This is a genomic window from Fodinibius salsisoli (assembly GCF_026229185.1).
Taxonomy (GTDB): Bacteria; Bacteroidota; Rhodothermia; order Balneolales; family Balneolaceae; genus Fodinibius; species Fodinibius salsisoli.
Genome location: NZ_JAGGJA010000001.1, coordinates 559,959 through 584,782, shown reverse-complemented (window position 1 = coordinate 584,782; position 24,824 = coordinate 559,959). Strand labels below are relative to the sequence as shown.

General features: G+C 43.3%; 22 protein-coding genes. 7 read left to right on the top strand and 15 right to left on the bottom strand.

Annotated elements, in window-relative coordinates:
- Positions 1–50: 50 nt before the first annotated feature.
- Positions 51–3,272 carry a VPS10 domain-containing protein gene (locus J6I44_RS02410; protein ID WP_265764352.1) on the top strand — a complete coding sequence of 1,074 codons (3,222 nt, stop codon included), beginning with the start codon at positions 51–53 and terminating at the stop codon, positions 3,270–3,272.
- Positions 3,273–3,335: 63 nt separating this feature from the next.
- Here the strand turns inward: J6I44_RS02410 and J6I44_RS02405 are convergent, their stop codons facing one another.
- Both J6I44_RS02405 and J6I44_RS02400 read right to left on the bottom strand, forming a co-directional pair.
- Positions 3,336–3,596 (bottom strand): hypothetical protein, encoded by a 261-nt coding sequence (locus J6I44_RS02405; RefSeq protein WP_265764351.1) that lies wholly within the window; start codon positions 3,594–3,596, stop codon positions 3,336–3,338.
- A gap of 132 nt (positions 3,597–3,728) precedes the next feature.
- Positions 3,729–4,622, bottom strand: a complete 894-nt coding sequence (locus J6I44_RS02400; protein ID WP_265764350.1) for a mechanosensitive ion channel family protein — start codon at positions 4,620–4,622, stop codon at positions 3,729–3,731.
- Positions 4,623–4,796: 174 nt separating this feature from the next.
- On the opposite strand from J6I44_RS02400, the gene J6I44_RS02395 reads away from it, so the two are divergent.
- Positions 4,797–5,354: an adenylate kinase gene (locus tag J6I44_RS02395; RefSeq protein ID WP_265764349.1), complete on the top strand. Its 558-nt coding sequence runs from the start codon at positions 4,797–4,799 to the stop codon at positions 5,352–5,354.
- 48 nt (positions 5,355–5,402) lie between these two features.
- Here the strand turns inward: J6I44_RS02395 and J6I44_RS02390 are convergent, their stop codons facing one another.
- A complete protein-coding gene (locus J6I44_RS02390; protein WP_265764348.1) occupies positions 5,403–6,302 on the bottom strand; it encodes an alkaline phosphatase family protein in 900 nt (299 codons plus the stop codon).
- A gap of 70 nt (positions 6,303–6,372) precedes the next feature.
- A complete protein-coding gene (dtd, locus tag J6I44_RS02385) occupies positions 6,373–6,813 on the bottom strand; it encodes a D-aminoacyl-tRNA deacylase (protein ID WP_265764347.1) in 441 nt (146 codons plus the stop codon).
- Between the two features lie 458 nt (positions 6,814–7,271).
- On the opposite strand from dtd, the gene J6I44_RS02380 reads away from it, so the two are divergent.
- From J6I44_RS02380 to J6I44_RS02370, 3 genes are all read left to right on the top strand, one after another.
- Positions 7,272–7,796 carry a YfiT family bacillithiol transferase gene (locus tag J6I44_RS02380; RefSeq protein ID WP_265764346.1) on the top strand — a complete coding sequence of 175 codons (525 nt, stop codon included), beginning with the start codon at positions 7,272–7,274 and terminating at the stop codon, positions 7,794–7,796.
- Positions 7,796–8,800 (top strand): phosphoribosylformylglycinamidine cyclo-ligase, encoded by a 1,005-nt coding sequence (purM, locus tag J6I44_RS02375; RefSeq protein WP_265764345.1) that lies wholly within the window; start codon positions 7,796–7,798, stop codon positions 8,798–8,800. Before J6I44_RS02380 ends, purM begins: the two co-directional genes overlap by 1 nt.
- A 194-nt stretch (positions 8,801–8,994) precedes the next feature.
- A complete protein-coding gene (locus tag J6I44_RS02370; RefSeq protein ID WP_265764344.1) occupies positions 8,995–11,118 on the top strand; it encodes a S41 family peptidase in 2,124 nt (707 codons plus the stop codon).
- An 18-nt stretch (positions 11,119–11,136) separates the two neighbouring features.
- On the opposite strand, the gene J6I44_RS02365 is transcribed toward J6I44_RS02370, so the two are convergent.
- From J6I44_RS02365 to J6I44_RS02355, 3 genes are all read right to left on the bottom strand, one after another.
- On the bottom strand, positions 11,137–11,409 hold the full coding sequence (locus J6I44_RS02365) for an Rdx family protein (protein WP_265764343.1): 273 nt from the start codon (positions 11,407–11,409) through the stop codon (positions 11,137–11,139).
- A gap of 260 nt (positions 11,410–11,669) precedes the next feature.
- The gene (gene fabF, locus J6I44_RS02360; RefSeq protein ID WP_265764342.1) at positions 11,670–12,920 is read right to left on the bottom strand and encodes a beta-ketoacyl-ACP synthase II; all 1,251 of its coding nucleotides are present in this window, start codon (positions 12,918–12,920) and stop codon (positions 11,670–11,672) included.
- 266 nt (positions 12,921–13,186) lie between these two features.
- Positions 13,187–13,456, bottom strand: coding sequence for a SnoaL-like domain-containing protein (locus J6I44_RS02355; protein WP_265764341.1), 270 nt, complete (start codon positions 13,454–13,456; stop codon positions 13,187–13,189).
- A 255-nt stretch (positions 13,457–13,711) separates the two neighbouring features.
- Here J6I44_RS02355 and J6I44_RS02350 point away from each other — a divergent pair, with 255 nt between their 5' ends.
- Positions 13,712–14,062 (top strand): AtuA-related protein, encoded by a 351-nt coding sequence (locus J6I44_RS02350; RefSeq protein ID WP_265764340.1) that lies wholly within the window; start codon positions 13,712–13,714, stop codon positions 14,060–14,062.
- Between the two features lie 98 nt (positions 14,063–14,160).
- Here J6I44_RS02350 and J6I44_RS02345 read toward each other — a convergent pair whose 3' ends face one another.
- From J6I44_RS02345 to trhA, 7 genes are all read right to left on the bottom strand, one after another.
- A complete protein-coding gene (locus tag J6I44_RS02345) occupies positions 14,161–14,769 on the bottom strand; it encodes a DUF2911 domain-containing protein (protein WP_265764339.1) in 609 nt (202 codons plus the stop codon).
- 52 nt (positions 14,770–14,821) lie between these two features.
- Positions 14,822–17,662: a TolB-like translocation protein gene (locus J6I44_RS02340; RefSeq protein ID WP_265764338.1), complete on the bottom strand. Its 2,841-nt coding sequence runs from the start codon at positions 17,660–17,662 to the stop codon at positions 14,822–14,824.
- Between the two features lie 424 nt (positions 17,663–18,086).
- Complete coding sequence (locus J6I44_RS02335) at positions 18,087–18,827, bottom strand: SDR family oxidoreductase (RefSeq protein ID WP_265764337.1); 741 nt, start codon at positions 18,825–18,827, stop codon at positions 18,087–18,089.
- 359 nt (positions 18,828–19,186) lie between these two features.
- Complete coding sequence (locus J6I44_RS02330; protein WP_265764336.1) at positions 19,187–19,768, bottom strand: Crp/Fnr family transcriptional regulator; 582 nt, start codon at positions 19,766–19,768, stop codon at positions 19,187–19,189.
- Positions 19,769–19,804: 36 nt separating this feature from the next.
- Complete coding sequence (locus tag J6I44_RS02325; RefSeq protein ID WP_350356667.1) at positions 19,805–20,383, bottom strand: NAD(P)H-dependent oxidoreductase; 579 nt, start codon at positions 20,381–20,383, stop codon at positions 19,805–19,807.
- Between the two features lie 74 nt (positions 20,384–20,457).
- Positions 20,458–21,021 (bottom strand): Crp/Fnr family transcriptional regulator, encoded by a 564-nt coding sequence (locus J6I44_RS02320; RefSeq protein ID WP_265764334.1) that lies wholly within the window; start codon positions 21,019–21,021, stop codon positions 20,458–20,460.
- 66 nt (positions 21,022–21,087) lie between these two features.
- Positions 21,088–21,738: a PAQR family membrane homeostasis protein TrhA gene (gene trhA, locus J6I44_RS02315; RefSeq protein ID WP_265764333.1), complete on the bottom strand. Its 651-nt coding sequence runs from the start codon at positions 21,736–21,738 to the stop codon at positions 21,088–21,090.
- Between the two features lie 327 nt (positions 21,739–22,065).
- On the opposite strand from trhA, the gene J6I44_RS02310 reads away from it, so the two are divergent.
- Positions 22,066–23,604, top strand: coding sequence for a SulP family inorganic anion transporter (locus J6I44_RS02310; protein ID WP_265764332.1), 1,539 nt, complete (start codon positions 22,066–22,068; stop codon positions 23,602–23,604).
- A 665-nt stretch (positions 23,605–24,269) separates the two neighbouring features.
- On the opposite strand, the gene J6I44_RS02305 is transcribed toward J6I44_RS02310, so the two are convergent.
- Positions 24,270–24,809: an SRPBCC family protein gene (locus J6I44_RS02305; RefSeq protein ID WP_265764331.1), complete on the bottom strand. Its 540-nt coding sequence runs from the start codon at positions 24,807–24,809 to the stop codon at positions 24,270–24,272.
- Positions 24,810–24,824 lie beyond the last annotated feature (15 nt).

Genomic DNA, 24,824 nt, shown 5'->3' with positions numbered 1-24,824 from the left:
ACAGATTTGCTTTAACACATTGCTTTAAACTATAAAAAATTCTGTACTTTATGCTTCGAAATAACCCGACCTCATCTCCAAAATACGCCGGTTTCGTTACCATAATTTCAACTTTACTATTCACCTTTTTTTCATTGCCGGCCGAAGCCCAAATTTTTGGTCACGGGGCTGACTCAACCACAGACCGTTCTTATGGAAGTGAATATGTACAAGAGCTGAAATATCGCAATATCGGTCCCTTTCGCGGGGGAAGATCGGTAGCAGTATCCGGTCATCCTGATCAGCCGCATACATACTTTGCCGGTTTTACGGGCGGTGGGGTGTATAAAACGGTTGATGGTGGCCAAAACTGGGGTAACGTCTCCGATGGTTATTTTAAAACAGGATCGGTTGGTGCCCTCACCGTAGCTTCTTCTAATGCCAATGTCATATATGCCGGTATGGGAGAAACCTGTATCCGTGGTAATATGTCAGCCGGCGACGGTATGTATAAATCCACCGACGGCGGAGATACCTGGCAACATATCGGCTTAGGTGAATCACACTTTATCGGTGAAATTGCGGTTCATCCCAAAAATGAAGATATCGCATGGGTAGCCGTTCTGGGACATGCTTTCGGCAACGAAGGCAATGAGGAACGCGGTGTATTTAAAACTACGGATGGAGGCGAGACCTGGGAAAAAGTATTGTACCATAACCGGCATACAGGGGCTGTGGATATAGAGGTTGATCCCACCAATCCTAAAATTTTGTATGCCTCGCTCTGGGAAGCGTATAGAAATCCCTGGGAGATGTCGAGCGGTGGAGAAGGCAGCGGGCTGTATAAAAGTACGGATGGGGGCGAAACCTGGGAAAACATATCTCAACGGCCCGGAATGCCTAAAGGAGTGCTTGGTAAGATTGGTATGGCCGTCTCCCCTGTCAACCCGGACCGTGTTTGGGCCATCATTGAAAATGAAAATGGCGGAGTATTCCGATCCGACGACAGCGGACAAACGTGGAGCCGCATAAACAGCGGCCGGGAACTGCGTCAGCGAGCCTGGTATTACACTCATATTGTTGCCGGAACGGAAAGCGAAAACGAAGTATATGTCCTCAACGTTGGCTTTTATAAATCTACCGATGGTGGTAGCTCTTTTGAACGCATAGGCACCCCGCACGGTGATCATCACGATTTATGGATCTCTCCCGACGACGGTAATCGTATGGTTGTTGCCGATGACGGGGGTGGCCAGGTTTCTTATAACGGCGGTAAAAGCTGGTCTTCGTATCATAAATATGCGACCGCCCAGTTTTATCAGGTCATTCTTGACGATCAGTTCCCTTATTGGATCTATGGTGCTCAGCAGGACAATAGCACTGTGGGCATCAAAAGCCGAACCGGCGGTTATGGAATTACTGACCGAGACTGGCATCCGGTAGCCGGCGGCGAAAGTGGGTATATCGCTCCGGATCCGGAAGACCCGGATGTTACTTTTGGTGGCAGTTACGGCGGTTACTTCAATAAGTTTAATCATTTTACCAGCCAAAGCGACCGCATTGATGTATGGCCGGATAACCCGATGGGCGCGGGAGCCAAAGATCTGAAATACCGCTTTCAGTGGACCTTCCCCATTTATATCTCCCCTCACGACCCTGATATGCTATATGCTACTTCCCAGTATGTACACCGTTCCACCGACGAAGGCATGAGCTGGGAGACTATCAGTGATGATCTGACCCGCAATGATAAGTCGAAACAGGGACAATCCGGCGGGCCGATTACCAAAGACGATACCAGTATTGAATACTACAACACCATCTTTACTTTTGCAGAGTCAACAGTTGAGCCCGGTGTGCTTTGGACGGGTGCCGATGACGGGCTTATTCACGTCAGCCGCGATAATGGAGAAAGCTGGACCGAAGTAACCCCCGATGGTATGCCGGAAGCGATGGCCAGTATTATTGATCCATCGCCCCATGATGCGGGAACGGCTTACCTGGCTGCTACGCGCTATAAATTCGACGATTTTACACCCATGCTTTACAAAACCACCAACTTCGGCCGGAGCTGGACTGAAATTACCAATGGCATTCCTGAAAAAGATTTTACCCGGGTCATCCGTGAAGATCCAAACCGTCGCGGATTACTTTATGCCGGGACCGAAACGGGCGTCTATGTCTCTTTCAACGATGGAGAGCAATGGGAGCCGCTACAACTTAATCTGCCTGACGTTCCCATTACTGACCTGGCTGTTCACGAACGCGATAAGGATCTGGTTGTAGCCACACAGGGACGTTCTTTTTGGATCCTGGATGACCTTTCGGTTCTCCATCAGCTGACCGATCAGGTTTCTCAGTCCGACTATTACCTTTATCAGCCGGAAACGACCTATCTTTTCGGCAATCATACTGATATTGATCCCGGACAAACAATGGGCGAAAATCCCAGGGAGGGGGTCGTGGTTCACTACAATATTAACCAAGAAGTGGCTGATCAAGAGATTGAGCTGCAGTTTGCTGAACCGGACGGTGACGTAATCCGAACCTTCTCTAATAAAGAAGATCTCGAGGGTAATGAGATAAAAGAGTCGGAAGAATTTTATGAGAAAAAAGATGAAACAGCTCATGATGTGCTTACCGCCAGAAAAGGACAGAACACCTTCGTCTGGGATATGCGCTATCCCGGGGCTGCCGATTTGGAAGGACGCCAAATTTTATGGGCCGGATCTACAAGCGGTCCGACAGCGGTCCCGGGCCGATACGAAGTGCGGCTGATTGTAGAGGATGAGACGGTGATGAGTCAGACGTTCGAAATCACCAAAGATCCCCGTATCGAGACTACTCAAGAAGACTTTGAAGCACAATTTGACCTGCAGCAGACGATCATTGCCAAGCTTGATACTACCCACAAAACGATCAACAGGATTCGCGAGATACGCGAAGAACTCAATGATATCAAGTCGGAATTTAGTGACGATGAAGAAAGCCAGGAAAAAGCGGATGCCCTGTTAGAACTGCTTGCCGATGTTGAGGGAGAACTGATGCAGACCAAGGCAGAATCATTTCAGGATGTCTTAAACTATCCCATTAAGCTGAATAACAAGCTGGCTTCATTGGCCAGCACCGTGGCGACGGGTGATGGGCGACCTACGGAGCAACAGTATGCTGTCTATGAAGATCTCGAAGCCCGGGTTGACCAACAATTTAAACGGATAGAACCTATTTTAAAAGGCGAATTGACTAACCTCATTCAGGAGATAAATCAGGAGGATATTCCTATTGATTACTAAATTCTTGTTCCATGAGATGAGCTGGTTTAAATAACAGGTCGGGGGATAGACTATGCCATTAATCTATCCCTTCGTACCTGATTCAACACCATTCTCCATAACACTTTGCAACGGAGTCATGGCCTCTTCACCATCCATGGGGGTTGCCATATAACTACCAATAATGCCCTTCATTTCTTTTTGGGATAATCCAACACATCCACGGTCCATTATTATATCTACAATCTCACCTAAAGTAACTTCTTTTTTATTCACAACAACAGCCTTATGTTGATCCGTCTTTTCGGCCGATGGGTCTGAAACTAACTTATATTCAAGTGCCATAATTAACCTCTTTTTTAAATTAATTATCTGTTAATGAAGCTCTATATATAGGTAAGACTGTTTAGGAAGGAAATCCTTACAAAATAATTTTAATTAATTTCAGAATCCCTTCTCAACGCTTAAAAGAGGGCTCTATTCTTTGCTGTTGGGCTCCGAAGAACTAATAGGTAATGAAACAGAACTACGCATGTGAAGATCACGCTGGGGGAAGGGGATCTCAATATCGTATTTGCGAAATGTTCGCACAATAGCCTGATTGAGCTCATTCCGAACTTTGGGATAAAATTTTACGTCGGCTATCCATGCCCGCAGTTGCATATTCCAGGAAGACTCTCCAAACTCAACCAAATGGACCTCGGCCTCCGGTCTTCGCATAACACTTTCGTTATGGTCGGCTACCTCTTTCAGCGCCTTAAGAACAGTATCCAAATCGGAATTGTATGAAACACCTACGTTAATATCGAGCCGATAGGTGGGGTCTCCATGCGAATAATTGACTACGTCTTCGGAGACAAAAGCCGAATTGGGTACAATAATTGAAATATTGTTAACTGTTCGAACCATCGTAGAGCGAATGTTTATCTCCATGACATCTCCTTCTATCTCATTGACTATCACCCGATCACCTACGCTGATGGGACGCTCGAATAAAATAATGAGTCCCGAGATAAAATTGGATGTCACATTCTGTAGTCCAAAACCTATACCCACGGAGAGTAGCCCAAAAATAACCGTGAGGCTGCTTAAGTTGATACCCACAAAGTTAAAAGAGACCAGTACTCCAATTGTAATAATCAAATATTGGCTGATGCGAGAGAGGGTATAGCTGGTACCGGAATCAATTTTAAATCGCTTTAATACCCTATTGCTAAGTTGGCGACGTACAAAAACTCCCAGGATGATGAAAAAGGTAAGCATCATCAGGAAGAGAAGAATCGATGATACCGTCACCGGGATCTCATTAATTCTAAATAACTGAAAATTTAATATCTCTTTGATATACGTAAATAACTCTTGAATGGTCATAATTGTAGTATTTGGTCCCTGCTATTTGCTTCACTATATCCCTAAACCTTCAGGAAATTTAATATACAATGACTCTGGCAATCCTCCATCATCCATTTTATTATTGAATATAGTAACGTATTACGCTATTTTCTGCCTTATTTGAAATCCGTTTAACATTCTATTTAAGTATTTATGCGCATCATCATTTTTGGTCCTCCGGGAGCTGGAAAAGGAACCCAAGCAAAGCTTATTAGCGAAGAGTATGATATCATACCTCTCTCTACCGGGGAAATCTTTCGATCCGCCATTAAAAATGAAACCAAGTTGGGTAAAGAAGTAAAAGCTATTTTGGATGCCGGTGAACTGGTTCCGGATGAAAAAGTGGTTGGACTTGTGGAAGAAGAGCTTCAAGATTCCAAATATGATGATGGCTATATCCTCGACGGATTTCCACGGACGGTAACGCAGGCCGAGGCCTTTGATAGCATCCTTGAAAAGAATGGCCAGACACTGACCGCCTTTCTGCAGCTTATAGTGCCCGAAGAAGAGCTCGTAAATCGCATTTTAAGCCGGGGCGAAGGCCGTTCAGATGATACCAAAGAAGGTATCAAAAAGCGCCTGTCCGTCTATAAGGAAGAAACAGAACCGGTCCTTGAACACTACCGAAAGAAAGGAGCGGTACAAGAAATAGACGGGGTTGGCTCTATTAATGAGATCTTCACCCGCATCACGGATACCTTATCCCCATAGTTTTTAACTCTTGGTGTCGTAAATCGATACTAAGTTACAATTAACTAGTTAGTTATCTTCCAGTATTTCTAAAATACCGGGTGTTACATCCATAATGCTTTCTGCATCCAACAAGTGATGTGCTCCCGGTCCTTTTGCATAAAACGGTACCTTATTATACGTATGCGTCTTTATAGATAAATCTTCTACATTTCCATGATCGCTGGATAACACCAAGGTGCATTTGTCTGGCTTATTTTCTATTAGGTGTGTAAGGAAACGATCATAAGTGGCAAGATAGCTATGTGCTTTTCCCATATCCTGGCTGTGACCTGCTTTGTCGGTTAAATAATATTCATGAAGCAACAAGTCATAGCTAACCGATTGGTCAATCAGGCGTTGTGCCGCTACCTCCGGTGTTATGTGAGGCACATCTATATCCAGCCTATTTCTCCAGGCTTCTTGTGTTAACTCAGCAGTTAGGGCTTTTTCCTTTTTTACTTCCTCAGTTGTATTTAGTGCTATTCCCGCACTCTTAGTCATCAACGTAGTGCAACTCCATCGATTTCTTTTTTGGGCTTTCCTAAAGAAGATATCCGGATAAGCATTCATAAACTGACACCTTTTACCCTGCTCCTGCGCCTTGATAAATAAACTCTGCTCTCTGAGCAGATGCTTTGTACCGGAATGCGGAAAAGGACCAAAGTGCCTACCTATTATTTCCGGAGCATTTTTACCGGAAAATAAAGCGGCCTGTCCGGTCCCACTTTGGGGCAGTCCCTCCACACCCAGTGTTGCATCAATAGATTTAAAAACGTGATTTTTTTCTGTAATTTCATTTACCGCATTAGTAAATGGCTGGCTATTGGCCATGGACTTAAATCCATGATAATCGGCCTTAAGGAAAGGATTTTCTTCAGCTGGATCACCTAAGCCAACGCCATCTATAAATAAGAAAATAACCGCCATAGGTTTTAAAACCTCAAATTTCACATTCATTTGACACAAATAACCGATATACCAGACATATAGTTCTGATCTACCGTTCTAATACCAGCGTTACCGGACCGTCATTGCGCAGCCGTACATCCATATAAGCTCCAAACTGCCCCATTTCTACGGTTAAATCTGAGTATTCTTTAAAATACGCTACAGCCTCCTCATAAAGCGGCTCGGCCTTTTGAGGTTTCGCAGCCGACATATAGCTGGGCCGGTTTCCCTGCTCATAATCTCCATACAAAGTAAACTGTGGTACTACCAGCAGTTGCCCTTCCACATCCTGCACCGATAAGTTCATCTTTCCTTGCTCGTCATCAAAGATGCGGAGGTGCAACACTTTATCACAAAGCCACTCTAATTCTTCCCGGCTATCATTTTCATGGATACCTACTAATAACATAAGCCCGTGACTAATCGCACCAATCTGCTCATTATCGACCCAAACCGAGGCTTCAGAGACGCGCTGTAGAACTATTTTCATATTTAAGTCTGTTGATAAGATTGTGGATTACTATGTGGAAAACTTCTTCTCAAAATGATCTCCCCAAAACCAACAAAATTTCTCCACAGCTATCAACAAAATTATTTTCTTTTCCACAGGTTATACAGTTCAAAATTCATGATGATAACAAAAAATTCTTGACACCCACTTTTATGTGGATTGTGGATAACTAAAATTAACTTCCTGTAAGTCCTTGTTTTTATTAGTCTAATTATCCACAAAGTAATCCACAATTAGAATAGGGCAACTTAATTTGTGTGTATTAAAAAGTTATCCACTTATCCACAGCATCTACTATGTACTACAAATATTTAATATCTTATACTCTTTATGTTTTCCGGTGGATAATGTGGAGAAAAAAATCTTCACAAGCAGGGTCAAACTTTCTATATTCATATCAGTCAAATCGAAAACGCTTAGTCTTCGCAGAGAACTAAATGGATAACAACAAATATCCTATCGGTCCATACCAGGAAAAAAAAGATATCAAGCCACAGGATGTTACTAAGTGGATTGATGAAATCCAGGTGCTTCCAGCAAAACTGCAATCAGAACTTGCGGATCTTTCTGATGAGCAGCTGGATACCCCTTATCGTAAAAACGGTTGGACTCTACGTCAGCTGGTGCATCACATAGCCGACAGCCATATTAACTCTTATACCCGATTTAAGCTGACCCTAACGGAAGATCGTCCCACAATTAAACCTTACTTGCAGGATGAATGGGCTGAGTTACCAGATTCTTCTATGCCAGCAGAAGTTTCGCTTCAACTGATCGAAGCACTGCATCAACGCTGGTGTTGTTTGTTAAAATCGCTGGATGGCAAACAGCTCAATCGTGAGCTTATACATCCGGAATCAGGTCGCGTGGTTCTAAAAAGCATGATTGGCCATTATGCCTGGCATGGGAAGCACCATTTGGCTCAAATTGTTAATCTCAAAGAGAAAAAAGACTGGAACTGATGTCTAAAAAGAAATTTACCTACAAAGACGCCGGCGTTGATATCGAAGCCGGAGAAGAAATGGTTGAATCGATCAAAGGAATGGTTAAAGAAACCCACAGCGATGCGGTTCTAAGCAACATCGGTGGATTTGGTGGATTCTTTCGTCCCGACTTGCAGGGCTATGAGGATCCGGTTTTCGTAAGCAGCGTGGATGGCGTCGGTACCAAGCTGATTGTGGCTTTTAAGTCCGGCCGATACGATACAGTAGGCCAAGACTTGGTGAACCACTGCGTCAATGATATTGCCGTCTGTGGAGCCGATCCCCTCTTCTTTTTGGATTACTTTTCCACCGGCAAGCTGGAGCAGCACGTCGGTACCCAGGTAGTAAAAGGCTTTGCCACTGCCTGTAAAGAAAATGGTGTAGCGCTTATTGGTGGAGAAACCGCCGAGATGCCCGATATCTACAGCGAAGGCGAGTTTGATCTGGCTGGCACGATCGTTGGTATGGTAGATCGGCAGAACGTCATAAACGGCGAAAATATAGAGAAAGGCGATGTATTGCTTGGTTTCAAAAGTACCGGACTGCATACGAATGGCTATTCGTTGGCACGCAAAGTCCTATTTTCGGAATATGAGGTCGACGATCATGTAGACGAGCTTGGAAGCACCGTCGGCGAAGCGATGCTGGCCGTGCATAAATCATACCTGCCCATCATCAAAAAATTGCGAGACAACACCGGCGTACACGGATTTTCCCATGTTACGGGAGGCGGTATCATCGGAAACACCAAGCGAATCGTTCCGGACGGACTAACTATTCAGTTAGATTGGGATGCGTGGGAGCTCCCTCCCATCTTTCAGCTCATTCAGGATCTGGGAAATGTGCCCGAAGACGATATGCGCGCTACTTTTAACCTCGGCATTGGACTCATTACCGTTGTGGCTGCCGATGCCGTAGATGACATCAAAAACGCCGCTGCAGAGATGGAGGAAGAGGTCATTGAGATTGGGGAGATAGCATAAAACAAATCTATGGCTAAAGGGGTTGAGTAGAAATATTATGCATTGACACGCTTTCTTATTTCTTTCGATATAAATGCCCAAGGCCATCTACTTCTTACATAGAACTTAAAATAATGAGAGTATTAACATTCTTAGTCCTACTCTTAACTTTTATAAGTGTTAATTGTACTGCCCAATCTGGTCAAAAGTACAATTTGAGTTTTGAGCAAGAAGGGAGAAAAGGAAATTTAGCGAAAGGATGGTTGAAGTGGGGGAATTATACATCGGAGTTAGATTCTTCCATTAGCCATTCCGGCAAATACGCAGCCCAAATTATATCTCATTCATCGGGTGATTCTTTTGGTAGCGTAGCCTATAATATTCCAGCGAACCTTGACGGCAAATCAATTACGCTCAAAGGTTTTATGAAGATCGAAGACGTTAAAGATGGCTTCGCTGGTTTACTATTACGAATTGATGGTGGAGGTACTTCGTTAGCCTTTAATAATATGCAAAACAAGGGGGTCAAGGGCACAAAGGCTTGGACAGAGTACAGCATCACACTGAAGTATCCGGCCAATGCTGAAACTATATATCTCGGAGGAATTTTAACAGGGAAAGGAAAGGCATGGTTTGATGATTTTGAATTGATTATAGATGAGAAGAATATAGAAGAGCTAAAAAATGTATATCCAGCAAACAAAGATAATGAGTTTGATAATGGTTCGAAGGTTGATTTCCCAGTAATAGATAAAAAATTAGTCAATGATTTAAATTTGTTGGGGAAAATTTGGGGTCTTTTAAAGTATACTCATCCAGCTATTCAAAAAGGAAAATATCATTGGGACTATGAACTTCTCAGGGTTTTACCCAAATACCTGGAAACTCAAAATGTCACGGAAAGAGATCAGCTTTTAATCAATTGGATAGACAAATTAGGAACTGTTAAAAAGTGTAGGCAATGTCCTGAAATGAAGTCTGATGCGTTCTTAAGTCCAGACTTATCATGGATTAAGAATAGCAACATGGGGGCTAGATTAAAGAAAAAACTAATTTTTATTTTCAATAATAGATACCAAGGCAAACATTTTTACATAAAAATGGGCCAGAGTGCTGGTAAGCCGAAGTTTCTGCATGAGAACCCTTACGCCGATATGCCTTACCCAGATGAAGGCTTTAGATTGTTGGCGTTGTATCGATACTGGAATATGATCGAATATTTTTATCCCTACAGAAATGTAATGGATAAAAACTGGGATCAGGTTTTAAAAGAGTATATACCCAAATTCATTAATGCTAAAAGTGAGTTGAAATACGAATTAGCTGCCCTTCAAATTATTGGTGATGTACAGGATACACACGCCAATTTATGGGGAGGCGCAGATAAAATTAATGATTTAAGAGGTCATTTTTACCCTCCTTTTCATGTACGATTTATTGAAGAGAAACTGGTAGTGACCGATTACTACAATCCCGAATTGAAAGAAGTCGCTAGACTTAAGATTGGCGATATCATTACGCAAATCAATAACCGGCCGGTTGAAGCTATTGTTGACAGCCTTAAACCCTATTATCCGGCCTCAAATAATGCGGCAAGATTGAGAAATATGTCCCAAGATTTATTGCGATCTGACAAAGATGAAATCAGTATCCAATATAAATCGTCGGATAAAAACAGAAAGAAGGAGTTGGTATTATATAAAAAAGATAGCCTGAACTATTACAGCCGATATAGAAAAGGAGATCAAAAAAGCCACAAAATGTTAGATGACAATATCGGTTATATCAACCTTGAATCGATAAAACAAAGCGATGTAAAAACAATCAAGAAAACTTTCAAGGATACAAAAGGAATTATCATAGACATCCGTAATTATCCTTCTGCTTTTGTACCATTTTCCTTGGGCTCCTTTTTTGTATCATCCTCTACTCCCTTTGCTAAATTTACATACGGATCTGTACAAACACCTGGAGAATTTGCTTTTACAAAAGACATTAGCCTCTCCCCATCCTCACAAGCATACCATGGAAAAGTTGTAGTCATTGTCAATGAATTTACTCAAAGTCAGGCTGAATATACTGCTATGGCGTTTAAAGTGGGTAAAAGAACCACTATCATTGGAAATACCACGGCCGGAGCCGATGGAAATATTTCTACAATTATGCTTCCAGGTGGTTTAAAAACAGTAATTTCTGGGGTTGGAGTCTATTATCCTGACGATACTCCAACACAAAGAATTGGTATTGAGCCAAATATTAAGGTCAACCCAACGATCGAAGGTATTAGAAAAGGAAAAGATGAATTGCTTAATAAGGCAATCGACATAATAAACAATTAAAAGGCAAGGCATAAATCATTACCGATCGCTGTGGCCCAGATCGCGATCAGGATTTACCGTATCACGGACCAGCTGTTTAAGTTCCTTGGACTCGGGAAAGCGTCCCTGCTCGGCCCGGGAAAAGATCAGCTCTCCATTAAGATGCACATCAAAAGTACCGCCCGTGCCGGGACGCAGCGCTACCTCATCCAGCTCCTCCTGAAAAGTGGTGAGCAGCTCCTGGGCCATCCAGCTGGCACGGAACAGCCACCGGCACTGCGTGCAGTAGGTAATGGTGAGTCGATTATTCATGGTTATTGGTTATTAGGATGATATTTTTATGACCCACCCTCGGTTCCTCCCTAAAATTAGGGAGGGAAACTCCTTATCAGATAAAGTGTCCTATTCTATATCAATAAGTTTTTCTCCCTGCGAAGTAGGGAGAAAAAAAGAGGGTCATGACAAAATTGAATACAGATATTTTATGACTTGTGGTAGAAAAACTAAAGCTCCCGCTTAAGTTTAGAATAATGATAAGAGATGTCTAATGACTGGTAACAAATAACTAAACTTTAAACACCTTTAAATACCACAATGGCGTTATGACCACCGAAGCCAAAAGTATCGCTCATTGCTACATTTACCTCCTGCTCGCGGGCCTCATTCAACACAATATCGAGTTCGGCGGGAATTTCTTCATCAATATTTTCCGTATTAATAGTCGGTGGAATAACATTATTGTTAATCGCCTTAATGCTGGCAATAGCTTCGATAGCGCCGGCCGCCCCCAAGAGGTGACCCGTCATTGATTTGGTGGCACTGACTGAAAGGGTATCCAGATGATCGCCAAACACGCTGGCAATGGCTTTGGTTTCACTGATGTCTCCCATCGGCGTAGAAGTGGCGTGGGTATTAATATAGTCAACGTCTTCGGTATTCAGCTCACTATCATCCAAAGCCTGGGTCATAGCAACAGAAGCTCCTTTGCCTTCCGGATGGGTGGCCGTCATGTGATAGGCATCAGCCGTCATAGCCGCGCCGGTAACTTCTCCATAGATATGAGCTCCGCGGGCTTTGGCATGTTCGTATTCCTCCAGGATGAGGGTTGCAGCTCCTTCGCCCATTACAAAGCCATCTCGCTCTTTATCAAACGGACGAGAAGCATGCTCGGGATCGTCATTGCGTTGAGACATCGCCCGCATGGAGGAAAATCCACCAAAAGAAGCTTCCGTAATTCCGGCTTCAGAACCGCCGGTAATCATTACTTTGGCTTTGCCCCAGCGAATGTAATTAAGGGCATCCATAATCGCCGTATTGGATGTAGCACAGGCTGAAACGGTAGCATAGTTGATGCCCATCAGTCCATATTTCATGGAAATAAGTCCCGGTGCCATATTGATAATAAGCTTGGGCACGAAAAATGGATTAAAGCGGGGAGAGTAATCATTTTCTGCGTAGTTTCTTACCTCCTGCTCGAACGTCTCCATACCGCCCTGACCACTGCCCCAGATAACGCCGGTGTCGTAGGGATCCATTTCGTCGAAATCTAATCCGGAATCTTCAACCGCTTCCTGAGTAGAGACCAGTGCATATTGACTGTAAGGGTCGGTGCGTCGGATAGTATTATGATCCAGATGATCTTTTGCATCATAATCTTTGAGCTCACAGGCAACATGAGTACGGAACTCGGAGGGATCAAAATGCGAAATCCGTCGCCCTCCACTGACTCCATTAGTCAAGTTATCCCAAAAGTCATCTACGTTGTTACCGATGGGGGAAAGGGCTCCTAATCCAGTGATAACTACTCTATTCGGCGTATTCATGCTCAATAATTAGTTAATAGGTAAAATTCTACAAATGCTTGTTGCACCCGACGGACGATATATTGCGTTATTTGTCGAAAAATTCGACCGATTACAAATAACTAAACTTCTTAGGAAACAGAAAATGAAATACTATGATGTACGAAGTATAGTTACTGCAGGCTGAAAATAGGAATTATATACCTAAGCATGCAATTATATGTTGAGCTAAAAATAAAGCCCCTCTGGCAAAGAAGGGCTTTATTTAAATAATAAATGGGAAGCGCTTAGCCATTTTGTGTGGCATAGAAGCGTTCTTTTTTAATGAGATCACCTTGCCAGTGCTGTACGGCAACCTGTTCCAGTTCCATTCTGTTTCCTCCTTCAAAGGTTACATCCATCACACATTCTACAGCGATGGTTGCATTATCTTCGTTAGCAGTTATGGAAGTGATTTCCATACCGTTAAAAGCCTCAACACTATCAAAGAATTCATTTTCACGGTCTCTGTTGGTATCCTTGCCCTCCAATTCCGTTCCATCTTCAAGAATTATCACAACGTCTTTGGCATAGTACTTTTCAAAGCATCGAGTACTTCACCCTGGGCAATATCATTATAAATGTCCGTAATTTTGTCCAAATAACTCATAATATACTAGTTTAGCTTTATATTAAATTAATCAATGATGAAATAAAAATAATCTCAATAAGAAATCGTTTATGGATTGAAGATATTTTTGGGTTTGCGGTAGAAAAAGGTTCCTTCTATCTTAGCAATAAATAAAATAGCTCTGTCTCAAAACAATTTTGATATGGCAAAGGTAAGACTCATAGAGATAGCCCACGGACGTAGCGGTGATAAGGGAAACAACAGTAATGTGGGTATTATTGCGCGTCACCCGGACGTATATCCCTTCTTACAAGAAAAGTTGACAGCTGAGGTGGTAAAAGAGCATATGAAGCATATCTGCGACGGAAAAGTAGAGCGCTATGAATTACCTAATTTAGGAGCTCTTAACTTTGTCTTACATGACAGCTTGGGTGGCGGGGGCACCGTTTCTCTAAAACTCGATGCCCAGGGAAAAACACATGCCTTTACCCTGCTCAGACTTGAAATAGATGTGCCGGAAGAACTACTCCAAAAAGTATGTAAAAGTGGATAAAAGCAGGAGACATTAAGTAAGCGAGAAACTTTTTAGCTACTTGGTGTGTGTTTTTAGCCGATGGGTACTTATCGATTTGATCTAAGGACTAGCTAACTTCAATCTTCTTCTAAAGGACTACTCTCCTCTTCTGATGAGTCTGATTCTATAAATTGTACGGGGATCGAAACCTCGGTTTTATTCCATCCCATAACAACCTGTGTAGAATCACCATCTAACTTGGCAAATTCGATAGTAAAGGCCTCAGTAGAAGATTCAGTTTTAGTTGAAGGAATATCCACACGCAGTTCATCATCAGTGGATTGATAGTCGAAGGCTCCCCACTGGCCAAGCTGGCTGTTTAGGATGATAGTCCAGGGATCATTTTCTCTGGGGATACAGAAAAGAGCATAGGTTCCGGCTTTAAGCTTTTTACCGGCCCAGAGAATATCCTGTGTAGTTGTGAGTTCGGTTGCCTCATTTGCGCCCGTGCGCCAGACCTCGTTATAGGGAACTAATTCTCCAAAAATTTTACGTCCCCGTTTATACGGTTGGCCGTAGATAATTTTCATATAGGTATCCGTAGGCTGATGAAGTATCCGGGCTATAGCTATAGGACTTTTACGCCAGCTTTCAGTGATTTCTTCAGTTTCAGGCTCACTACAGCTGCTTACTAAAAAAAGGATGGCAAGAAAAAGGATTGATGAAAGTCTAAAACAGGATATCATAGTAAAAGAATGTTTTTTGATGAATGTTGGAATATACCAACAAATACGTCTCTTAAAAACCGCCTACATAAAATTGATGCAGATTGCGGGTAGGTTCATATCCAAACCCAACACCAATATCGAAGGATAAGTTTGATAGTCTAAATCGGCTGCGAAGTTCCAGCCCAAAGACGGTTCGAGACTGCTGGTACCAGTTGGCGTTGGTAGGATCTGCTACCGTATCTGAGAAAGCTGCCAGGTAGATATTGCTTAAATAGAGAGGGAGCAGAAATCCCCCGTCATCTGGATAGGTAAGTGGTATGGTGTATCGGCTGCTCAAACGAACCAGATTGTTGGAAGTAATAAAAACAGCTTCGGAAAAAGCCTCCGAAACCAGGTTTTGATTATCAAATACCAATCCGGATTGGGTGAGTCCTTCGATACCTATGCGCAGCGACTGATTCCAGCGTTTAAAAGGAGAGATATAACCCCAAATCCCTCCCTGTAAAGCGGTGGGCTGTTGTAGTGAAAGGCTGATATCTTCGTTTCTGGTTAGAAGTTGCAAATCAGAGGCTTTCCAATAATGTTCCAGTTCAGAAAAGAGGATAATCCCGGCATTGGGCTGTACGTCCCGGATATTCTGCTGCAGCCGGTAGTTGAATTGTGTCGTCAGATTTGTAACCGTACTGTAGGCAAAGTTAGATGCATTGGACCCTCCGCCCGTTTCAAAAAAACGAAGCTGTGAATATCGGAGTTCCGGTTCAAAGGAAAAGGAAGTAGAATAGATATTCTGATTCAATTGGATATCGAAGGGCATGCTTAAAGCAATATCTCTGCGCTGGCGAAGGAGTGTCAACGGAGAGCTCAGTTCATCATCTACAAAGCTAAAGTAATCCGGATCGCTATAGAGCTGGATCTTAAAACCCGGGAAAAACTGTTTATTTTGATAGGTCAGATCGTACCAGAATCGGTCTTCCAGGTAAGAAAATTCTGCGGAGTAGGCCTGGCTTTGCAAAACATCGTTGCTGTGAAGTTCTACTCCCCAGCGATACGAATCCGTGGCCGAAAAGTCTTCTATCACCGGTAACACGACGCGGGGTTTAATCCAGCTAAATCCAGAGCGGTAAGACTCCACTTTCCAGCTTTGTGAGGCAGCCATCATACTATCCGAAATAACCGGCTGCTGCATAAACGCTACTTTTGCTCCGGTTGGCTTCCACAGTGATGTATCTATACGTTCTGGCCTTATTTTTGAGAAATTAATGACGGCCGGCAACCGCTCATTGTTGACTTGTTGAATAAAGGCAATTTGCGAGCCGTTTGGGCTGTATGCCCCTTCAAACGCATTATACCTGGAGTTGGTGAGCTGATAAATCGAATCTTGCGCAAGGTTATACTCATAAAGCTGATGGGTGCCCGAAAAATTGCTGCTGAACAGTAACTTATGGCCGTCGGGATGCCACTCGGGATCGAAAACAGAGCCTCTTTGGAAGGAAAGGTCGGGCGGCCTGTTAGCAATGGCATCAATATTATTAGCCTGTACGAGCCATAACCCCTGGTGACCTCCTTTATTGGCTACAATGGCTAAGTAAGAATCATCGGGATGAACAGACACTGCCGTAATTTCATAATCGGGGGAAGAAAACTTTTTAGTTATAGATGGATTGTCTCCCTCCTCTTTTACCGAGACCAGAGCCGAAGAAGCAGGTCGACTTTGTAACGCCAACTTTTTATTGGCCTGATATACCGGCGCATAAAGACGTCCTCTGCTCGTAATCTGATGTTTCTCGTTGCAATTAAGGTGGAACTCAATCAATTCGGAAGTGGCTGTATTATCATAGATGGGATCGGACTGATAATAACTATAAAGCAGGATTTTACGATCCTGCGAAAGGTCATATTGGTAATCACCCACAGAATTTGTAGTAACTAATTGGTTAATTGACTCCGTTTGGAGGTCATATTGGTAGAATCCGGGTCGGCCATTGTAAAAGGAGCCATAAAAGACGAGGGTAGAATCAGAGAGCCATTTGGGGCGTCGGATCTCTCGCCCTTTATGAGGAATGTCAAGCGTTTGTACCGTTGACTGGTAGTTGGATCTCTGATTTAACTGCCGTTGTTTGTCTTCCGTAAACTCATCGTAAAGCTGGCCGGGCCAGTTGCCCGTCGCGTGGCGCAGAGCGATGCCATACCCCAGGAAGGGAAAATCCATATAGAAATCTAAGGCTTGGCGGGTAGTATTGGGACCATAGCGACCTTGCAACCAGGAAGTGAATTCATAGCCACCGATGTAGTGGCGGTCGAAAGGGCGACTGTTGGATGACACCTGCACCATCTGTCCCATGGACCAGCGTTGAGGACTTTCAAGAACGGAGTTAAACTGGTTAGTGAAAAAGGGATAGTTGCCACGGCCACCCTCAGGAGCTACCTGCTCTGTTTCATGATGCACTGCTAACCCCTCTGTTATACCCGATGGAATGGCGCCGTGAAAAGATCGAGCCAGATCGGGACCGAAAAGGCTGAGAAAAGCGGGAAAATTAATACCTCCGAGATTGCTGAACTGCAGGGCGTGTACCAGCTCATGGGGACCAACAGCCTGCAGCCAATTGCCGCTTTTAGGATTAATAGCTTTCCCTTTGATGGGCGGCAGCTCTATTTCTGATCGAAAATGAAAGGGCGTAACAAATCCATTAGAACGGTCATTATAACTGTTAAGAATAACCGGAAAGTTCCGGAGCTCCCCGCCTACCAGCTGTTGCGCCAATGGATACTGTTGTTCAAGAATTCGGCCCATTTGTACAGCTGAGGAATCATCCCCTTCTGCAAAGATGATGTTAAAATGCGGCGTCTGCAACTGCTGCCAGTTTTGATTGGGCGGCCGGTATTGGGTGGGATAGAATTGTGCTTCTGCCACAAATGTAGTTCCTAAAAAAAGCAGTAAAAGTAAATAGGTCCGCATACTGTCTTTAAAATTTCCAATCAGATTGACGGCAATCTAAGAAATATTGAATCAATTTTTTAGCATAATTGAAGTCTCCAATTGGTTATTAAACGCGTTATACAGCTAGAATTGGAATGGCTCATTAAGTCATTTGGCCCTTATGAGTATTTCATTGTTGACCCCATTCCCGATAGTTTTCGGGACAGGCTTTGTTCTTCTCCTACAAGCAGGGGAAGAGACGTCACGTTGGCAATACAGTAGATACAAAGGTCCCTCTCCCTACCAGTAGGGAGAGGATAGGAGTGGGTCAAGAAGAGCTTAACCAAAGGCCTTAGCCATATATATGTACCTCTTTGGTCCAATCAACTTTAACCGAAGAACGCGTTATTTACCCTCTCTAAGAAAGGTTATTCAGTTTTTTAAAAGCAAAGTTGGGCGCAATGCGAGAAAGAGTATAGAGCAGTCCCACTTTTCCTACCCGGATTTCCTTTTTGTCACTGCCAAGGCCTTTGAGCATTTTATTAACCGCCTGCTCCGCAGAGATCGCTATATCAGGAGGACTGCCCTCGTGCCAGGGCGTATCCACTGCGGGGAAAAGAACCTCTGTTACACTTATGGGAGAATTTGTAAGTTGGGCTCGCAAGACCTGTGTGAAGGAATGCAAGGCCGCTTTGGTGGCATTATAGAATGGATATTTAACGCGGGGTACATAAACCAGTCCCGTAGTAATATTGATGATGTTGGGCTTGTCATTACTTCTAAGTATGGGCAGAAAGAGTTTCGTAAGCCTGATGGGGCCCATTAAATTCGTTTGTATTTCGGCCTCTGCCTTTTCTACAATGAGGTTATCCTCAGCAAAATGCTCCATGTGTACAATGGCAGCATTATTGATGAGTATATTACAAGAAGGATGCTGCTGCTCTACCCACTGCACTAATTTTTTGCACCCCTCTTTATCAGATATATCACACTGTAAATAATCGAGATCCGGTAGCTGTCGCTGGGCAGCCTCCAGCTTATCAAGAGATCTACCACAGATAAGAACGTTATTCTGTTTCTGGATGAATTGTTTAGCCAGTTCTAATCCAATGCCGGAACTACCACCTGTAATGAGGATCGTATTGTTTGTAGGGGCCATAATTTTTTATCTCTTATTTTAGGTTATGGACCAAAATAGTTGCCCTAACATAAGATCGCATTGATCTATGTTAACCCGGCTTATTAATTTTCAAAAGTAAGCCAATTGGATTTAAAAAAGATCAGCTAAATTATGACAGTATGGTCAATCTCCCTAAATCCCTCTTTTCTAAGAGGGACTTATTCGGAGTCTGTACAGAACATGACTTAATATGGAATTTTGGAGTTCCTCCTTGGCGAAGGAGGACAGGAGGATTGACGGAATTACTATGTAATCTGAATGGACTTTTACAGAGGGGTATCAACTAAAAATTTTTCTAAAGCAAATAACTTGGTACATCATTTAAATTCAAACCACATTTAACTATCCATATTTTTTCGGATGCGGCTCAGGGATTCGGGAGCAATACCCAGATACGAAGCAATGATCTGCTGTTTAACCCTGGATTCAAGATTGGGATAGCGTGCTAAAAACTTTTGGTATCGCTGTTCGGCATCCAGCAGTAAAAACTCACGCTCTCTGGTTACTTTTGCCAGGTATCCCTTTTGGAGCAGCGCAACTAAAAATGTATTCCAGCACGGATCTTCATCGAAAAGTTGCTGAAACTTATCGTAATCCACGATTTCAACAACAGCATCTTCCAGAGCCTCGATAGTGTAATAGGCTGTTGTTTCTTCCAGGATAGCATCGTAAGCACTCAGTACGGAATGTTGATCAAAAAATCCCTTGGTATAAATTTTACCCTCCTTGCTGGTATAAAAATATCGGAATAATCCTTTTTTAACGAAGCCAATGGTTTTAGGGTACTGTCCGGTGCGAATAAAATTTTCGCCCTGGGTTATTTGTTTCGTCGAAATCAGTGCTTGGAACCCTTCTTTTTGTCGGTCGGGTAGCTCAACGATCGAAGAGATAAAATCGCTAAAACACGTCGCATCATTCATGGTTATTATTTTAAAGAAAAATTATAGGTTAATGGTCTACTTTAGATTTACTCCCAGATGGTACACCTTTTTCAACCATTTCTTACGGTCTTTTTCATTAGAATCCCTGATACTTCCAATATAGTTTACTGATACCGGACTGACTCCACAAAATTTTAAAACACTTCTTTTAAGAGACTTAACACTTGGACTTCCATAAATTAACCGATAATACCAGGCGGGTTGATCAATGGTTGTAATAATACGGGCTGATATACCGGTCAGCAAGCGATCCCACCACACTGAATCATCCCGATAACGAAAGGCTCTTCCGGGAAGAAAAAGCCGGTCGATAAAGCCCTTTAAAATGGCAGGAAATCCGCCCCACCATACCGGATGAACCCATACCAGGTGATCGGCAGCTTTAATTTTTTTCCAAGCCTCTCGCAGATCAGGCTCTAATTCTATTCGCCGGTTGTATCCATATTGTAAGTTGGGATCAAAAGCTAAGTCTGCAACTATAATTTGTTGGACTGTTGATCCCGACTGCTCCGCCCCTTCTTTGTACCGTTCTGCAAGGGCCGTATTGAAACTGTTTGTATTCGGATGTCCGTTAATGATGACAATCTCTTTCATGCTTTTCTTTTCCATGAGCGTTAAAATTGGCCAGAAAAGTAGAAAGAAGGGCCGCTTTTTTATAGGACAAATGTCTAAAAAGCGAGGTCTTTTCTAATACGGCTTAAATGGCGCTGAGAAATTCCAAGATAAGAAGCTAAGTACTGAAGAGGTATTTGTTGAATATATTTGGGATGTTCTTGCATTAAATCAATATATCGCTGCCGTGCATTTTCCTTCTGGAAGGCGAAGATCCTTTTTTCAAGCTCCAAATATTCTTGTTCTGCAAAGAACTTTTGCAATTTTAGCCAATTGGCGCTCTTGTCAGTTAGCTTTTGGATATCACCATTCCTAATAATACGTAATTCCGTTTGGGTGATCGCCTGAATGTTTTCTGGAGTAGGATTACCAGTAATGAGAGAGGAGTAGGCGGTCATAAAGTTCTTGCTGAAGGTGATACAATAGGTGATTTCCTCTCCATTTTCATCGGTATAAAAAGAGCGCATTATCCCTTTTTTGATAAAGGCTACTTCTTGGCAAATGCTATCTTCCCGGATTAAAAACTCATTCTTTTCAAGTGTGCGGGGATGTGAATAAGTACTTAGTTCCTCAATTTCCAGATCTGTAAGAATACCGAGAGACTTTAAAAAATCATGCATACTATAAATTATAACGTCAGCTAATAAATTAGAAGAGGGTTTGGTAAATCCTTTTTGCACTATAACTTACAAATACGAATATATTGCCCAGAAATGAGAGAAAGTACCCGCCAGTACAAAGAGGTGCCAAATCTCGTGATGACCAAACCAGTTGGGAATAGGATTCGGCTTTTCAACACCATAAATAATGGCTCCCACCGAGTAGGCGATGCCGCCAATCGCTATCCAGATAAGAAAAGCCAGCGGTAATTTGTCAAGGAGCATTGGAAATATAAAAACGGCCATCCAGCCCATGCCCAGGTAGAATCCCGTTGAAAGCCATCGAGGGGCATCCATCCAGAGAAACTTCTTGATAATACCAATGGTAGCCAGCGTCCAAACGGTGATAAAGAGGCCCCATTTCCAGGTGCCTTCAAAGGCCAACAGGCAGACCGGGGTGTAGGTGCCGGCAATGAGCACGTATATCATGCTGTGGTCCAGCTTGCGAAGTAGCCGAAGCGTCTTTTCTTTTACGTGCAGCGCATGATACAGTGCACTTGCCGTATATAGGAGGATCATGCTAAGGCCAAAAATGGAAAAGGCAATAAGATGACTGATGGATACCCTGGTTAAGGCTTCATAAAGGAGGAAGCCGAGACCAATAAATGCTCCAAGTGCTCCTGCCCCGTGCGTGATGCTGTTGACCGGTTCCCGGAGAAATCGCTGTATATTTTTCATTAGATAAAATTCTGATCTTAGGTATGGAATCTCCCTAACGCTATTTCTTTCAGAATAGTTTTGTGGGATTATTTTTAATAATATTGCGCAATTTTTTATCGGCTAATTTGCGTCTTATCCAGAGAATAATGAGAAGTATTTTTATTTCGGTTAAACATAGGATCTGTCTATAAATATCCTTATTTTTGCTCGCCTAAAATCGCCCCATCTTTTTAGGACTTTCTCCTTCACATATTTACATAAAAATCGTGCGCAGGATCTGCTTAGAAGTTGAGGATCAAAAGCAGGGAAAGCAGAATAATGTTCATTTAATTTTTTAACAGCAAAATGGTTTTTCTCGATCAACTAAAGAATTACGAATTTAACCTTAAAAACGAAGTGTTATCCGGATTGACGGTGTCGCTGGCACTGGTGCCGGAAGCGGTAGCCTTTTCCCTCATTGCGGGAGTGAGCCCACTCGTCGGTTTATATTCCGCTTTTTTTATTGGATTAATTACGGCTGTACTGGGTGGGCGGCCGGGGATGATATCCGGCGCGACGGGAGCTATTGCTGTAGTCATTATCAGCTTGGTGGCCCGCCATGGCGTGGAATACCTGTTTGCAGCTGTGGTACTCATGGGAGTCATTCAAGTCATAATCGGGGCACTGCGATTAGGTAAGTTTATTCGCCTGGTTCCTCATGCAGTGATGTACGGATTTGTCAACGGGTTGGCTATCGTCATTTTTATGGCCCAGTTTGAACAGTTCAAGTTTGAGGCGGCTAATGGAACCATGCAGTGGTTGACAGGAACTCCCCTCTGGATTATGCTCGGCTTTGTACTGCTGACAATGGCCATTATCCACTATTTGCCCAAGCTTACAAAAGCTGTGCCGGCCTCGCTTGCGGCTATTATTGGAGTATCTGCTATCATCATCGGCTTTGAAATTCCTACAAAAACGGTAGGAGATATTGCCTCTATTTCCGGTGGCCTGCCGTCCTTTCATATCCCGGAAATTCCATTTAACCTGGAAACCCTGATGATTGTCTTCCCCTATTCGCTCATTATGGCACTGGTAGGGCTCATCGAGAGCTTACTGACGCTGACCGTAGTTGATGAAATGACCGAAACTCGTGGACGTGGAAATAAAGAATGTGTTGCCCAGGGGCTTGCAAACTTTGTCTGTGGGCTGTTTGGAGGTATGGGCGGTTGTGCGATGATTGGTCAAAGTATTATTAACGTGAGCTCCGGTGGTCGTAATCGAATATCAGGTATTGTTGCTGCTGTAGCGTTACTGCTCTTTGTACTGGTCGGAGCCTCACTGATTGAACAGGTACCCATGGCGGCCCTTGTTGGACTGATGTTTATGGTCGCTATAGGAACCTTTGAATGGGCCAGTCTCCGAATGTTCCGTAATGTTCCGTTGACCGATTTCCTCGTTATGATTACCGTAGCCCTGGTAACGGTCATATTCCATAATCTGGCTGTTGCCGTACTGATTGGTGTAGTGATTTCAGCCCTGAAGTTTGCTTGGGAGAATGCCTTGCGTATTCGTGCCCGCAAGCGTATTGATGATGATGGCATCAAACACTATGAAATCTACGGTCCCCTTTTCTTTGGATCAGTAGGACTCTTTCAGGAAAAGTTTAAAGTGCTTGACGATCCGGATGAGGTTATTATCGACTTTGAAGAGTCACGCGTAGTAGATCACTCGGCTATTGAAGCCTTGAATAAGGTTACCGAGCGGTACGCCAAAGTAGGAAAAAAAGTCCATTTAAAGCATCTGAGCTCGGACTGTCGGGCTATGCTCGATAATGCTGAAGCTATTATCGATGTGAATTATTGGGAAGATCCCAAGTACAAGCTGGTTTCGGATGAGTTGGCGTAAAGGCACATTTTTAATGGTTAATGGTGGGTAAGTAATCTTTTAATTTTACTGTTTATAAAGTTAAGTAAATAGGGTATGTACTCGTTTAGAGAAGAAGCATATTGAGCTAAATAATTCAGAAGAAGGTCAATCCTCCTGTCCTTGTGGAATCCCGCAAGGCGGGGCCATGATGGCATTCCACGGGGCCTGACCTCCTTTTCCCGCTGAGTGGTTTGGGGACAGGCAAGGTGGAACGCCTTAATTTATGGGACTTTAGATCAAAAGTCCCCTTTGGAGAAAGGGGATTTAGGGGAATTGAAAAAATGTTAGTATCTCTACCGATTATTCAATCCTTCTGACTTCCTTCTCCAAGGAAGAACTCCCTTATTAAATTGGTTGCCTATAAATTCCCTTTTGCGTGTCCCGAGAAATTCGGCGGTAAGAGGGATTTAGCTAGCCTACTCTACAAAGTTTTAACGTAGTTGAGGAAGATTGAATAAACGTTTAAAGAAGCTAAAGCTTATTTTGATCAAAGAATTTCCCGATGTCTCTGCCTCAGGGGCATCCATTATATGTTTGCTGATTACTCTTTATCAGCAGCGCGGGAATTAATTTCCGCGATAATGATCTGGACCGTTCTATATCCCTTTAAACTTATAAGGGAAGCGGTGATTGAATAGATATGGCTATTCAGAAATCCTCTTCAAATACTCTTCTTCCATTTGCATGTGGACCTTCCAGAAAGGTTTAGGATCTTGACCATTGAGCTTATCTATCAAAATGCCGAGATGCGTATGCCATCCACCCGCTACACTAATCAGGATATCATGGTCGTCGCCCAGTCTGCGATGGGTCAGGGTTAGGCGTACCTGCTCTCCTTCTGGTTCCAGCTCAAAAGTAACTATAGAATCTGCCGCAGAGGGTTCCTCCCACGTATAACTCAGTAACCGGGGAGGATCGATCTGTACAATTTTGCCCTCAAGCCTGCTTTCCCCGGCATGCTCCGCATATTTTTCGGGAGGCTTTTCATCGTACGGGGTGATATTGTCATGGTTGAAAATGAGTTCTACTTTCCCTCCTTTACGTAATTCCATTTCTCCTGCAGCCAGCCATTGACCTCGTTTATCTGCATCCGTAAGGTACTCCCACACGCGGTCGATGGGTCCCGGCAGCAATCGTTCAAACTGAATGGTCCCCGGTTCCGTAAATATGCCGTAATTATCCATGTTTTTTCCTTCTGT